Raw genomic sequence first — 14,098 nt, forward strand, 5'->3', positions numbered from 1 at the left:
AAGGCGGCCGGCCCTCGTGTCCGGCCGCCAGAAAACGACATAGCGTGGATCCGTAAGACGCAACGGGCCGTAACAATCATTACTTTTGCCTGTCATGGCTCTGTCATGCTAGAGGCATAGCGCGGAAGGCGTGGAGGATGGGTGCGATGCCGGGGGGCGTTGCTCGAAACGGGCTGGGAGTATCCGTGCGAAGTTTGTTCGACACCGGTTTTCGCACAGATCGTCTGCGCTCGCTGCCGCGACCCAGTCCTTTCGCGCTGTTGTTCAGTATTGCGCTGCTTGCATTTCTGGTCCAGCTTGCGCGGCTCGTGTGGGCCATCGTGACGCCGGTTTCGCCGGTCGGCGATTGGAGGCCGGCAAGCGCGGTCGTGCTACCGCTCGCCACGCGCCAGGCGCTGTTCAGCGGCTTCAATCCTTTCGCCCGCGCCAGCGCTGCCGATCAGGGCCCCGCCATCATTACCTCGTTACAGATCGAGCTGTTCGGCATCTTGCTGAACGGCAGTTCCGGGCTCGGCTCCGCGATCATCGCGGGAAGCGACGGCGTGCAGAACAGCTATGCCGTAGGCGAGGAAATCCAGCCCGGCGTCACGCTGGCGGGCGTTGCATTCGATCATGTCATCATCAGTCGGGGCGGCGCGCAAGAGCGCGTCTATCTCGATCAGTCGGTGCCGGCGGAGGTTGTCGGCTCCGGCGATCCGCCCGGCACCAATGCGAGTCCAGCTGCCCAGCCCGGCCCTTCCGGGGCAACGGTATCGGGCGCAGGCAATCCTGCGCGCACCGCAGAAAACCTTCAGAAGTTCGTCGCGCTGAGCCCGCGCACCGTGAACGGAAAGATTACCGGCGTGGTCGCCGCGCCCAAGGGTGACGCCGCCGGATATCGCGCCATGGGCTTTCTGCCAGGCGACATCATCACCTCGGTCAACGGCCGCAAGATCACCTCCGCGTCGGACGCCGCCTTCGCGCAATCGCAGATCAAACCCGGCGCGCGCCTTTCGCTCATGGTTGAGCGCGGCGCGCAGACCGTCCCTGTTGCCCTGAATCTGGAGCAGTAATTGCTACGCAAGTTTTCCCTGATTGCCGCCGCGTTCATGATGGTGGTCGCCGAGCCGGTCTCCGCGCAATATGTCATGAACGTGCGCGATGCCGATATCCGCGCCTTCGTGCAGGAGGCTGCGCGGGTGACGGGGCGCACCTTCATCGTCGACAGCAAGGTTCAGGGCACCGTCTCGGTCGTGACCGAGCGGCCTTTGAGCCGTTCCGAATATTTCGAAATCTTCCTCTCCACACTGCGCGCCAACGGGTTGGTCGCGGTGCCGACCAGCGGCGGTGCTTATCGCATCCAGCAGTCCGAAGGGGCGGCGACGCAGCCGAGCCGCGTCGGCAGCCGCGCGCGTTCGGCCAGCGAGTTCGTGACCGAGGTCTTCCGCCTGCGCTCAATCGATGCGGCGCAGGCCGTCGAGACGCTCCGGCCGCTGGTCAGCCGGGAAGGATCGATCACCGCCAATCGCAGTGCCAACAGCCTGATCGTCGCTGACTATGCCGATAATGTCCGGCGCATGCGCGAACTGATCGGCCGGATCGACCGGGACAATAGCGCCACGCGCGTCGTCAACCTGCAGAACGCGGACGCCAATGAAATTGCCCAGTCCCTGCAGGCGCTCGCCACGCAGGGCGTATCGGGCGAGGGCGCGGTAGCGCCGGTTTCGGTGGTGCCCTTCCCCACCAGCAATTCGATCGCTCTGCGCGGTGACCCCACCGCGGTCGCCGAGTTCGTGCGGATCGCGCGGGATCTGGACCAGCGTTCGCGCAGCAACAGCGAGGTGAAGATCTATCGGCTCGATTATGCCGATGCCGAGACGCTTCTGCCGGTGCTGCAACAGCTCGTCGGGCAGCAGCAGAGCGCAACGGTAACCGCGCCCAGCGCGGATATCCCGGCCTTGGCCCGCAACGTCACCGAAGGATCTCCCACCGCCTCTTCCGGCCGCGCAGCAGCGGTCAGCACGGTCACGACCAGCAGCGGCGCATCCGGCAATGGCGTCGCCGGGCGGCGCCCGGCGATCGTCACCCGTTACGAGGGCACCAACGCCATCATCGTCGCCGCCGATCCCGATACGCAGCGCACGCTCGGCGAGGTGATCCGCCAGCTCGACGTTCGGCAGGACCAGATTCAGGTCGAAGCGATCATTGTGGAAATCTCGGATTCGCTGGCGAAGGAACTGGGCGTCCAGTTCCTCTTCGGCGACAATAATGTAGGCTATGGCGTCACCAATTTCTCGAACATCAATCCCAACATCCTGGATATCGCGGGCGGCGTGCTGGCCAACCAGCTCGATCAGCAGACGACGGTCATCAACGGTGATGTCGTCACCACCAGCAACGGCAGCGCCACCGGCAATCTGCTGCGTCAGAATGCCGCGCAGGCGGTGCTGGGCGCACGCGGCGGCTTCCTCGGCCTCGGCATTCCGCTCGGCGGCGGGGGCATTCTCGGCGCGCTGATCAACGCGGTGCGCGCGGACACCGAGTCCAACGTGCTCTCAACCCCCTCCCTTACCGTCAACGACGGCTTGGAAGGCTCCATCCTGTTCGGTCAGGAGATTCCGGTTTCCACCGGCGAAGCGCTCTCCAACAATTTCGACAACGCCTTCCGCACCATCCAGCGCCAGAATGTCGGCATCGAGCTGATCGTGACGCCGCAGGTGAATGCGGGCGACGAGGTGCGGCTCGATCTGAAGCAGGAGGTCAGCTCGATCGCCGGGCCGGTGTCCGACAATTTCAACGAACTCATCATCAACAAGCGTGAGATCAAGACGACGCTGACCGTCGGCAATGGCGAGATTGCCGTGCTGGGCGGCCTGCTCGATGACAATGAACGCCGCACGATCGAGAAGATTCCCTTCCTCGGCGACATTCCCATCATCGGGGAACTGTTCAAATCGCGCGGGCGCACGCGGGTGAAGACGAATCTCCTCGTGTTCATCCGCCCGACCATTCTGCGCAGCCGCGCGGATCAGGCGAAGATCGCCGCACAGCGTTACGGCTATCTGCGTGCACAGCAGCTTTTGCGCCGCCCGGACGAGGAGCCTTCACTCGATCAGCTGGTCCGCGACTATCTGAATACGGTGCCGCCCGGCGGGCCCTATCTCTATCAGCAGGGCGATCAGCTTTACGGGGCAGCCGGTCCGCTGCCGCCCCCGCCTGTGGGCACAGTGGTGGTTCCGGTCGAGGTACCGGCATCGACCGCGCCGGGCAGCGAACTGCCTGCGGTCGAAACCTATACCGCGGAGCCGGGGCAGTGAGGATCGGGCGTGGCAAACCTGCGGATGATGCGGCGGTACCCGTTCCCGCCAGCGGGATTCCGGATATGCCGCTGACAGACAATGCGGGCGAGACCGCGTCGCGCGCGCCGCTGCTCGACATTCCCTATGGGTTTGCGCGTGAGCATGGCGTGGTGCTGCTGAAGCAGGAGGACAAACGCCTTTCCGTCGCGCTGCGCGAGGGTGCCGATCCGATGATTCTCCTCGAGGTGCGCCGACATCTCGCCATGCCGTTCGACGTCGATTTCGTGAACCAGCAGACCTTCGACAAACATCTGAGCGACCATTACGCGATGGATGGCAGCGCTGCCGAAATGGCGGGATCGCTCGATATCGGTTCGGACGGGATCGGCGATCTGCCCACCGCCGACGATCTGCTGGATAGCGCGGACGATGCCCCCGCGATCCGCCTCATCAACGGCATCATTGCCGAGGCTGCGCGCCAAGGCGTGTCGGACATCCATATCGAGCCCTATGAGACCGGCCTTGTCGTTCGCATGCGGATCGACGGCATGTTGCAGGAGAAGCTGCGCATGCCGCCGCACGTCGCGCCCGTGGTGGTCAGCCGCATCAAGGTGATGGCGCGGCTCGATATTGCCGAGCGGCGCATCCCGCAGGACGGCCGCATCGGCCTGACGCTAGGCGGCAAGCTGCTCGATGTGCGTGTCTCCACACTGCCCAGCCGCGCGGGCGAGCGGGTGGTGCTGCGTATTCTCGATAAGGACAATGCCGGGATCGATCTCGATCTGCTGGGCATGTCCGAAAATGCCGAGGAAATCTTGCGTGAGGCGCTCGCCGAGCCCAATGGCATCATCCTCGTCACCGGCCCCACCGGTTCGGGCAAGACGACCACGCTCTACGCCAGCCTGAAGCAGCTGAACGACGGCAGCCGCAATATCCTTACCGTGGAGGATCCGGTGGAATATGCGGTCGATGGTGTCGGTCAGACGCAGGTCAACCCGAAGGTCGGCATGAGCTTTGCCGCGGGGCTGCGCGCCATCCTGCGGCAGGACCCGGACGTCGTGATGATCGGCGAAATTCGCGACCGCGAGACGGCGGACATCGCGGTGCAAGCCTCGCTCACCGGCCATCTCGTGCTTTCCACCGTTCACACCAATGACGCGATCGGCGCGATCACGCGTATGCGCGACATGAAGGTGGAGCCTTTCCTCCTTGCCTCCACCCTGCGCGCCGTCCTGGCACAGCGGCTGGTGCGGCGGCTCTGCCCGGAATGCCGCAAGCCTGTGGAGGCGAGCGGCAGTGTGGCCTCACTGCTCGGCTTCGACAGCGGCACGATTGTTTATGAGCCTGTCGGCTGCCCATCGTGCAACAATACGGGCTTTGCCGGACGTATCGGTGTGTTCGAGGCGGTGCGTGTCGATGAGACGATCCGCCGCCTGATCAACGATAATGGGGACGAGGCAATCATCGCGCGGCATGCCTTTCTGAAACAGCCGAATCTGTCGAGCGCCGCGCGCAAGCTCGTCGCCAGCGGCCAGACCACGCCCGAAGAAGCGATCCGCATTTCGCGGCGCGAGGATGTGGATGCCTGATTTCGCTTATGTCGCGCTCGATCCGGCAGGCAAGGAACGCCGCGGACGGATCAGCGCGGCAAACGACGATGCCGCGCGTGAGCGCCTGACCGGCCGCAGCTTCTACGTCGTCAGCTGTGAGCCGGCGCAGGCCAAGACCGCGGGACAATCGCTCAATCTCAATTTCGGCGGCCGCAAGCTCGGCACCAAACAACTCACGCTGTTCACCCGCCAGCTCAGCTCGCTGATCCAGGTCAGCCCGCTCGAAGAGGCGCTGCGCACAATCAGCCGCCAGAACGAGAAGGAACAGGTCCGCGATATTCTCGGTAACGTCCATTCCGGCGTACTCGAAGGCCAGCGACTGTCCGAAGCCATGAAGCACGAGCCCAAGAGCTTTCCGCCGCTTTACCGTGCCATGGTGTCCGCCGGCGAAACGTCCGGATCGCTGCCGCAGATTGCGGAGCGCCTGGCCAATCTGCTCGAACGGCAGGCGGAGATGCGCGGCAAGTTGATCGGCGCGCTTGCTTACCCCATCGTACTCGCGATCGTCGCCATGCTGGTGGTGGTCGGGCTGATGGTCTCTGTCGTGCCGCGCGTGGTCGAGCAGTTCGATAATGTCGATCAGCAATTGCCGCTGATCACCCGCATCGTGATCGGTATATCCGCATTTCTCGCCGCCTATTGGTGGGTGATTGCGCTCCTCATGGTGGCGCTTGGCGTGCTCCTCTGGCGCATGCTGAAAGAGCCGAAATTCCGCTACGGTTTCGATGCGATGCTGCTGCGCCTTCCGCTACTCGGGCGTCTGCTGCGCGATCTTCACGCCGCCCGGATGGCGCGCACCATGAGTACGATGGTCGCCTCCCGCCTCCCCGTGCTCGAAGGCCTGCGTCTGACATCGCAAACCGTGCGCAACAGTGTCCTTAAGGAAGCGACCGAGGGTATTGTCGAGGCGATCCGCGGCGGCGGCAGTTTGTCGGGCGCCATGCGCAGTGCGGGCGTATTTCCGCCGCTGCTCGTGTACCTCGCGGCGAGCGGCGAAAGCAGTGGCCAGCTCGATACGATGCTGGAGCGTGCCGCCGACTATCTGGAGCGGGAATTCGACAACTTCACCTCTACCGCGCTATCGCTACTCGAGCCGCTGATCATCGTGGTGATGGGCGGCATGGTCGCCGTCATCATCCTGTCCATCCTGCTGCCTATCCTGCAGCTTCAGAATTTTACCGGAGCCTAGAGGTCCCCCTTATGTTCAAGTCCTTCCTCAAGCGCGCCCTCGCCGCCCGCCGCCGCAAGCTGCTGGGCCCAGAAGCGAACGGCTTCACCCTGGTGGAGCTGATGGTGGTGATATTCATCATCGGCCTGCTCGCCACCGTGGTCATCATCAACGTGCTGCCCAGCCAGGACCGCGCCATGGTAACGAAAGCGCAGGCGGACATCGCGATCCTAGGTCAGGCGCTTGAACAATATCGGCTCGACAATCTGACTTATCCGTCCGCCGGTGACGGCCTCCAAGCGCTGGTTTCCGCCCCCGCCGGCCTCGCCCAGCCCGCGCGCTACCGCCGCGGCGGCTATATTCAGCGTCTGCCGGAAGATCCCTGGGGCCGCCCCTATCAGTATCAGAACCCCGGACCGGACGGCGGCCCGGCAGTGTTCTCCTTCGGCGCAGACGGCGCGCCGGGCGGCAGCGATCTGGACGCTGACATTTATCAGAAGTGATCAGGCGCCGGAAAACCCGGGACATGACAAACACCGCTCCGTCTGCAGTGCCCGGTAGCGGCAGCGAACGCGGCTTCACGCTGGTGGAGCTGATGGTGGTGATCTTCATCATCGGTCTCGGCGCCGCCGCGGTGGTGCTGAACCTGCCGGGCGACGAACGTGCCATCAGCGATGATTCCAGCCGGTTCGCTGCGCGCGTCGCCGCCATTCGCGATGAGGCGATCCTGCAATCGCGCGGCATGGCCGTGTGGGTTGCGCCATCGGGCTACGGCTTCGAACAGCGCGTGAACGGGGCGTGGGAGCCGGTGAACGATCACGCGATGCGCAGCACGAATTGGAGCTCGGGCACGCAGGCGGTTACTGGCGAGAGCGACGGTCAAGCGCGCATCAGCTTCGACAGCACTGGCCTTCCCAGCGGCCCACTCGACGTCAAACTGGTGCGCGGAGACCGCGAGACGTTGGTGCGTATCGATGGCGCCGGAGAGGTAAGCGTCGGTGGGTAAGCGCCGCCCCTTAGAAGCCGAAGTGTCTGCGAAGCCATCTCATCGGAACTCCGAACAAGGCTTCACGCTGCTCGAGATGATGGTCGCGCTCGCTGTCTTCTCTCTGGCAGCGCTCGCGCTCATCCGTCTGCAGGCCTACACGATCCGTACGGCAAGCGATGTCGAGCGCGTGACCATGGAGCGGATCGTCGCGCAGAACATCGCCACCGATCTGCTCACCGATCCGTCGCCACCATCGCTCGGCACCGAACAGGGCGTGCAAACCAATGGTGGCGTTCCCTGGGCTTGGCAGACCGAGACCAGCATGACCGCCGATGCGCGCATCATGCGGATCGATATCGGCGTGGCCAGTCCGGACGGCGGATCGCCCTATATCCTTACGGTCGTGCGACCGCTCCAGCTGTGACAGCGCGCCCGGCCCGCCCCAATGGCTTCACGCTGATCGAGCTTCTTGTCGCGCTGTTCATCTTCGCGCTGCTGTCGGCCGCCGGGCTAACGCTACTGCGTACCAGCACCACCGGACAGGAAGTGCTGCAGAACCGTCTGGAGCAATTGTCGATCGTGAACCGCACTGTCGGCGCCTTGTCGGCAGATCTTTTGCAGGCGGTGCCGCGCATGGCGCGCAACGATCTGGGCGATCCCCTGCCCGCCTTCACCGCGGGCGGCGGCGCGGTGCCGGGTGAGCTGTTTGCCTTTACGCGCGCAGGGTGGAGCAATTACGATCAGAGCCCGCGCTCCTCATTACAACGCGTCGCCTACAGCCTGCAGGACGGCGCGCTCCGTCGCACGGGCTGGCCGATGCTCGATGGCGCCGCGCCGGGCCCGCCCGCGACGCTGATGAATGGCGTCGAGACGGCGACGCTGCGCTATCGCGGCTATGACGGCAGCTGGCGGACCGACTGGACGCCCGCCGACCCTGCCGAGATGCCGCGCGCGGTGGAGTTGATCGTCAAGCCCACCGGCATGGCCGAAATCCGCCTCAGCCTGATGGTCGGTCCGCAGGGGCGCCCCGACCCGAACCAGCAGGGGGTTGATTTCACACCCGAAAGCCCGGCGGATTTCTTCCGATGAGCGATCCCGGCTCCCCGCCCCCGCGCCCGCCCGAAAATGGCGTGGCCCTGCTCACCGTGCTGTTGCTCGTCGCGGTCATGGCGGTGATTGCGGCGACTGCGCTCGACCGGTTGCAGCTTTCCACCCGGCTTGCCGCCAATGCCGGTTCGGTGACGCAGGCCCGCGCCTTCGCGCTCGCCGCCGAACAGATCGCCACCGCGCGGATCGAGGATCTGGTGGCGGCAGACGCGGCGCAGACCACGCTGCAAGGCGGTTGGATGGGCACCCCGCGCGAGCTACCGATCCCCGGCGGTACCGCGGTGGCCACCGTGCGTGACGGGGGCAATTGCTTCAACCTCAACAGCCTGGTGAAGGAAGATCGCAGCGGGGCATACATCTCCGCGCCCTTCGCCTTGCAACAGTTCGTGAAGCTAATGGAAACCGTCGGGATCGGACGCGACGCGGCTTATGTCATCGCCACCTCTGCCGCCGACTGGATCGACAGCGATCAGGCGCCGATCCCCGGCGGCGCGGAGGACAGCTATTATCAGGGGCTGGAGACGCCGTATCGCCCGCCCAACCATCTGATGCAGAGCGCCAGCGAACTGCGCGCGGTGAACGGGGTGACGCCGGAATATTGGCAGCTTCTGAAACCCTGGGTCTGCGCGCTGCCGGTGGCCGAGCTGTCGCCGATCAACGTCAACACCCTGCTGCCCGATCAGGCGCCTTTGCTCGCCATGCTGATCCCGCAAGGCAATCTCGATCTACGTGCCGCGAGCGCCTATCTCGCGCGGCGGCCGGAGGGCGGATGGGGCAGCCTGCCGAATTTCTGGTCCGCCCCTTTCCTCAAGGAACTCGACCCGCGAAACGAAGCGACCACCCAGACGAAGCTTAAAACGGAATGGTTTACCCTCGACGCCGTGATCTCCTTGGGCAATAGCGAGGTAAGGGAGCGGGCGCTGATCGATGCGCGGCAGGCACCCGTCCGGGTTCTTTGGCGCGATTGGGGGGAAGATGCATGAGCGGCGCTGACGGCCTGATCGTCACCCTTCCGCTCGGCGGGGACGAGGCGCTGCATTGGTGGCGGCTCGACGACGGCATCATTACGCAGCGCGGCCAGAACGAGGACGTGCGCGATGCCGCAGGCCTGCCATCCGCCACGCCTGGCGAGCGTATCATGGCAATCGCCCCGACAGAGCTTACCTTCGTGAACTGGCTCGCCTTCCCCGATCTCAAACCGAGGCAGGCCGAGGGCGCTGCACGGGTCGAAGCGGCGCGCCGGGGCATCGGCGGAGCGGACGCCAATCACGCCGCCACCCGCGCGCTGGAGGATGAGGACGGCACGGTGCTCACCGCGACCATCGCGCCCGCAGCCTTGTCGGGCGGCCTCGCGCACCTTCAGGCCATAGGGATCGATCCGGATTTCGTGACGCCCGTCGGCCTCCTCGTCCAGCCGGGTGACGAGGACGACTGGCTGGAGGCCGAAATCGGCGGCGAGCGCTTTCTGCGCTCCTCACGCCAAGTGCTTCCCGCCGAGGACGCGCTGGTTGCCGCGGTGGCCGGGGATATCCGGCCCGTCGTGCTGAACGATGAGGAGGCGGATGCGGCTCTGGAGATCGCCTTTTCCGATCCGCCGCTCAACCTTCGTCAAGGACGTTTTGCCAAGCGCCGCCGCGCGCAGGGAATGGGCAAGCGGCAATGGCAGCTGATCGCCATCACCCTGGCGCTGGCCGTCCTCGCAACGCTCCTGATCGCGCTGGTCACGCTCGCCAAATACAGCTTCGGCGCAGATCAGCAGGACGCCGCCGCGCTTGCGCAAGCGCGCACGATCGTTCCCGAGGCGAACGATCTGGAAAGTGCCGAACGCGCGCTTGATGCATTGCTGATCGGACGCGGCGGCGGAGCCAGCTTCGGCGCCTCCGCCGCTGCGCTGTTCCAGGCGGTGCAGAGCGCACCGGACGTCACCATCCAGCGCGTCGCTTACGGCCCGGACGGCACGCTCAGCGCGACGCTCGCGGCACCGCAGCCCGATCAGTTGAACCAGGTGCTCGTCCCGCTGCAGACCAGCATGGGTTATGTCATCACGCAGGCACCGCATCAGGGCGCCGAGGGAGGAACGGTGATCGACATCACCGTACGCGCGCCATGATAACCCGATCACGCGACTGGTATCTCGGACGCACCCGGCGCGAACAGGTGCTGCTCGCAGCCGCCGGTGCGATCTGCGCGATCGTGATCGCGGTCTTCCTGATCGCGATCCCGCTGAACAATGGCATCGACAGCGCGAAGGGCCGCTATGAAGAGGCGGTGGTCCGCCATGGACGGATCGCGGCCAAGGTCGATCTGCTTGCCGGGGAGGACGAGGCGACGGGCCGTCCGCCAAGCGGTCCGCTGGTCGATTTCATCCGGCAAAGCGCCGAGGCTGCGGGCTTCACCCTTGATGCCGCTGATCCCGCAGGGGCCGGCCAGGTATCAATCCGGATCGCGTCGGCAACGCCCGAGGCCCTGTTCGGCTGGCTCGGCGGCCTTGAGACGCGCGGCATCGCCGTCCAGAATTTGACCGTCGATCCCGTAGAGGGGGCTCCCGGCACCATCAGCGTCAGTGCAACCTTGCGGGGGGCATCGTGAAACTACCACGGCTGGTGAGCAGAACAACGACGAGGAAAACGGGCGATGCTGCGCCAGCGCGCCCTAGGCTCGTGCTGACCTCCGTCGTCCTGTTCCTGCTTCTCCTAATCATCTTCATGCCGCTGCGCGCGGCGCTGGGCGCTGCCGATCTGGGGTCGCGCGGCATCGGCGCGCGGGAGGCGGGCGGCCTGGTGTGGAACGGCTATATCAACGATCTGACCGTGGGTGATACCACCATCGGAGGGGTCGGTGCCGCGCTTCGCCCGTTGCCATTGTTCATCGGCCAGTTGCGTTTCCATCTGGAGCGCCCCGGAACGATCGGACGCCCGGCCATCAATGCGGACCTTATCAGCGGCATCGGCCGCTTCGGCGTGGAGAATGCGAACATGACGCTGCCGGCGGCCAGCCTGTTCGGCGCGCTTCCCCTCGGCGAGTTCAACCTTCAGGATGTCGAGGTCAGCTTTGTCGGCAATCGTTGCAACCACGCGGAAGGCACCGTGCGGGCCAGCGTAACGGCGGTACTGCCGGGGCTCGACCTGCCCGGTGGGATGGTCGGCACCTTGCGCTGCGATGGCGGTGCCCTTCTGGTCCCGCTGGCCAGTCAGACGGGCATGGAAATGCTGGATCTGCGTATTTTTGGCGATGGAAACTATACCACCAGGCTAAAACTGGGCGGCGACCGGGCGGCGATGGCCGGCGCCCTGGCCGCTGCCGGATTGCAGGATAATGGGGACGGCTTCGTGCTCGAGAGCGAGGGGCAGTTCTGAGCAGCCTTACCACGACGCTTTCCACGGTCCCGCCCTGGATCTGGGCGCTGATCTTCGGTGTGCTCGGCGCGATTTTCGGCAGTTTTCTGGCGACGCTTTGCCTTCGCTGGCCGCAAGGACGCAGCGTGCTGACAGGGCGTTCGGCATGCGACCATTGCGGGCGAGTTCTGGGAGCGGCGGATCTGGTGCCACTGCTCTCTGCCCTCATCGCCCACGGGCGCTGCCGAAGCTGCGGCGCGCCCATCGACACCACGCATATGCAGATCGAATTTGCCGCATTCCTAGCGGGCGCGGGAGCCTTTCTGCTACTCCCTCCCGAGGCCGCTGCTGCCTGGGCGGTGATGACATGGCTGCTGATCCCGCTGATCTGGCTGGACTATCGCTATCTCTGGTTGCCGAACCCGCTTGTGCTGCTTCTCACTGCCGCAGGGGCTGCACTAGGCGGTTTCCTCAGCAATCTCGGGCTGGCCGACAGGATCATCGGCGGCGTGGCGGGCTGGGCGGTGCTCGCCGCGATTGCCGCCCTCTATCGCCGCGCGCGGGGCCAGGAAGGCCTCGGCCAGGGCGATCCCAAGCTGCTCGGGGCGCTGGGCCTATGGCTCGGCTGGCAGGCGCTGCCGTTTCTGCTGCTTCTCGCCAGCGGACTCGGTCTCGCGCTTGCCTTGCTGCGCGCCCGCGCGCAGCCACTGGCGCAGCAGAAAATTCCGCTCGGCAGCGCGCTGGGGATGGCGGCCATGCTGATCGCTCTGCTGCCCGGCATCGTCTGAGGGCCGGTCCAAAACGGATCAGACAGCGCTGGTTCGCCGGTCGGGGCGCACCTAATGGCACGATTGATGAAAATCGAAGACTCTGCCCCGCATTTCCCTCCCAGCGGCGTCCGCTATGATCCGTTCGATCTGCTCGACAGCACCGGGGAGTTGCTGGTCCATTCCATGCGGCTCGCGATCCGGCAACGCGCGCGCGATGAGGATATCCCTGCCCTTCTGCGTGAGCTTGCCGATCTGCTGGATGCTCATGTCGACGGCAGCGGACAGGACATCATGCTCTATTATCTTGCGGCACGCCTGCGCGAACGCGCCGACAAGCCCCTCGACTAGGCAGGCGGGGACGGTAATGTCCGCGCGATGACAACGCGACTCAGCGAAAAGGAAATCGATTGCCTGCGCGGCGTGGCCGAGCTGAAAAGCTCGAAGCAGATCGCGCGTGAGCTGGATGTCTCGTCGCACACCGTGGATGCGCGGTTGAAGCGAGCGATTGCGAAACTCGGCGCGGCAGATCGCTTCGATGCAGCCAGAATATTCCAGGCGATCGAAGATTCCGAAAATTCCAGCGGACCCCAGAATGCACGCTCCGCCGCGGCGTTCGAGGCTCCGGATGCCTCTGAAGAAGAGGTCCGGACTTTGGTATATCAGACCCCGGATTTTCCGGATTCCGCGGGTTTTGGACCACAAGCATTCCCGTCACCCGATGGGGCCGGCGGCGACGGAAACGATGCCACCAGACTTCGCGACAGCGCGTTCGCGGCGGACTGGGCAGATCATTCTTCCTACCTGCCGATCCCGCGTCATCGGGGGGAGCGCAACGAGCTCACCGCTCTGCAGCGCCTCGGCTGGATCGTATCGATCGCTGTCGGGAGCGTGATCATTTTCGGTGGTCTCATGGGTGGCCTCAGCGCTCTCTCCACGCTGTTCAGCTGAACGGCGCGTATCGATCATGCGTCCATGCGGCGCATCGGTGGGAGTAGAAGCGATGAGGAACCAGAGGATTGCAGCCGCTCGCGATGTGGCCGAAAAACTGCATGCGGCAGAAGCGGCGATCGACGAGGCCTTCGCCCGCGTGGCCCAGCTGAACATGGCGCTGCCGGAAGCGCGCCGTTCGGCCAATCTTTCGGCAGTGGTCGCGCAAGATGTATTCTCCCGCGCCGCAGGCAGCATGCAGCATCTTGCCGCCGCACGGCAGGAGATGGTTTCGGCGCATGAGGGACTTTTCGAGGCGCAGACCGATATCGGGCTGGCGCGCATGAACTTCGGCCGTGGTGGAGAGAAAACTCTCACCGGCGCCAGCAACGGACTTCAGGTGGTTTCGGACGCCGCCTGAGGGGGGAGGCCACGGGATTGACTGGACTCACCCCAAATGGTTCGGTCGGTCCCGTGGTACTTCAAACACTCTACGACGTAACGCTCGTCCTATGCTGCCTCTACGCCTTTATCGCGGGTGGGCGCACCGAAAAGCTAGGCAGCCTGCTGACGCTTACGGCCAGCATTGTTTCGGTGCTGATATGGTACCGACCGTTGGAATGGAGGGCAGTCCATTGGAATATGTTCGCAGTGGACCTCGTCACCTTTCTTCTGGCGACATGGCTCGCGATCCGCAGCGATCGGTTTTGGCCGATGTGGTTCGCCGGGTTTTGCTTGGTCGGAGTGATGACGCATCTGGCCGTAGCCGCAATGCCGAATTTCGCTTCGATGGCTTATTCGCTAAGCCAGGGTTTCTGGGCCTATCCGGCGATGTTGGCGCTGGTGATCGGCACCTGGACTCATCGGCGCGGGATGCGGGGCTACGGGCTCTCTGCGTCCTGATCGCCGATCTCT

At 64.9% G+C, this 14,098-nt stretch carries 17 protein-coding genes; all 17 read left to right on the forward strand.

Going from position 1 to position 14,098, the window contains the following annotated elements; translation table 11 throughout:
• Positions 1-185 precede the first annotated feature (185 nt).
• Entirely contained in the window at positions 186-1,052 is an 867-nt protein-coding gene (locus H7X45_RS04420) for a type II secretion system protein N (protein ID WP_187336332.1), read from the forward strand.
• Positions 1,053-3,296, forward strand: a complete 2,244-nt coding sequence (gene gspD, locus H7X45_RS04425; protein ID WP_343061116.1) for a type II secretion system secretin GspD — start codon at positions 1,053-1,055, stop codon at positions 3,294-3,296. It begins immediately after the preceding gene.
• Between the two features lie 65 nt (positions 3,297-3,361).
• A complete protein-coding gene (gene gspE, locus H7X45_RS04430) occupies positions 3,362-4,867 on the forward strand; it encodes a type II secretion system ATPase GspE (protein WP_187336333.1) in 1,506 nt (501 codons plus the stop codon).
• Positions 4,860-6,077: a type II secretion system inner membrane protein GspF gene (gene gspF, locus H7X45_RS04435; RefSeq protein WP_187336334.1), complete on the forward strand. Its 1,218-nt coding sequence runs from the start codon at positions 4,860-4,862 to the stop codon at positions 6,075-6,077. The genes gspE and gspF overlap by 8 nt, the downstream gene beginning before the upstream one ends.
• 11 nt (positions 6,078-6,088) lie before the next feature.
• On the forward strand, positions 6,089-6,559 hold the full coding sequence (gene gspG / locus H7X45_RS04440) for a type II secretion system major pseudopilin GspG (RefSeq protein ID WP_187336335.1): 471 nt from the start codon (positions 6,089-6,091) through the stop codon (positions 6,557-6,559).
• A 23-nt stretch (positions 6,560-6,582) separates the two neighbouring features.
• On the forward strand, positions 6,583-7,062 hold the full coding sequence (locus H7X45_RS04445; RefSeq protein WP_187336336.1) for a GspH/FimT family pseudopilin: 480 nt from the start codon (positions 6,583-6,585) through the stop codon (positions 7,060-7,062).
• A complete protein-coding gene (gene gspI / locus H7X45_RS04450) occupies positions 7,055-7,468 on the forward strand; it encodes a type II secretion system minor pseudopilin GspI (RefSeq protein ID WP_246449677.1) in 414 nt (137 codons plus the stop codon). The genes H7X45_RS04445 and gspI overlap by 8 nt, the downstream gene beginning before the upstream one ends.
• Entirely contained in the window at positions 7,465-8,133 is a 669-nt protein-coding gene (gene gspJ, locus H7X45_RS04455; RefSeq protein WP_187336337.1) for a type II secretion system minor pseudopilin GspJ, read from the forward strand. Before gspI ends, gspJ begins: the two co-directional genes overlap by 4 nt.
• Positions 8,130-9,134 (forward strand): type II secretion system minor pseudopilin GspK, encoded by a 1,005-nt coding sequence (gene gspK / locus H7X45_RS04460; RefSeq protein ID WP_187336338.1) that lies wholly within the window; start codon positions 8,130-8,132, stop codon positions 9,132-9,134. Before gspJ ends, gspK begins: the two co-directional genes overlap by 4 nt.
• Positions 9,131-10,261, forward strand: a complete 1,131-nt coding sequence (gene gspL, locus H7X45_RS04465; protein ID WP_187336339.1) for a type II secretion system protein GspL — start codon at positions 9,131-9,133, stop codon at positions 10,259-10,261. The genes gspK and gspL overlap by 4 nt, the downstream gene beginning before the upstream one ends.
• Positions 10,258-10,740, forward strand: coding sequence for a type II secretion system protein GspM (gene gspM, locus H7X45_RS04470; RefSeq protein WP_187336340.1), 483 nt, complete (start codon positions 10,258-10,260; stop codon positions 10,738-10,740). Before gspL ends, gspM begins: the two co-directional genes overlap by 4 nt.
• Before the next feature lie 71 nt (positions 10,741-10,811).
• Positions 10,812-11,507: a type II secretion system protein N gene (gene gspN / locus H7X45_RS04475; RefSeq protein WP_187336341.1), complete on the forward strand. Its 696-nt coding sequence runs from the start codon at positions 10,812-10,814 to the stop codon at positions 11,505-11,507.
• 59 nt (positions 11,508-11,566) lie between these two features.
• Positions 11,567-12,274, forward strand: coding sequence for a prepilin peptidase (locus H7X45_RS04480; protein WP_343061117.1), 708 nt, complete (start codon positions 11,567-11,569; stop codon positions 12,272-12,274).
• Positions 12,275-12,340: 66 nt separating this feature from the next.
• Positions 12,341-12,604 (forward strand): hypothetical protein, encoded by a 264-nt coding sequence (locus tag H7X45_RS04485; protein ID WP_187336342.1) that lies wholly within the window; start codon positions 12,341-12,343, stop codon positions 12,602-12,604.
• Between the two features lie 72 nt (positions 12,605-12,676).
• A complete protein-coding gene (locus tag H7X45_RS04490) occupies positions 12,677-13,204 on the forward strand; it encodes a response regulator transcription factor (protein WP_187336343.1) in 528 nt (175 codons plus the stop codon).
• Between the two features lie 52 nt (positions 13,205-13,256).
• Positions 13,257-13,604 (forward strand): hypothetical protein, encoded by a 348-nt coding sequence (locus tag H7X45_RS04495; protein ID WP_187336344.1) that lies wholly within the window; start codon positions 13,257-13,259, stop codon positions 13,602-13,604.
• 53 nt (positions 13,605-13,657) lie between these two features.
• Entirely contained in the window at positions 13,658-14,086 is a 429-nt protein-coding gene (locus H7X45_RS04500; RefSeq protein WP_187336345.1) for a hypothetical protein, read from the forward strand.
• The last annotated feature ends 12 nt before the right edge of the window (positions 14,087-14,098 follow it).

The sequence above is a fragment of the Novosphingopyxis iocasae genome (genome assembly GCF_014334095.1).
Classification (GTDB): domain Bacteria; phylum Pseudomonadota; class Alphaproteobacteria; order Sphingomonadales; family Sphingomonadaceae; genus Novosphingopyxis; species Novosphingopyxis iocasae.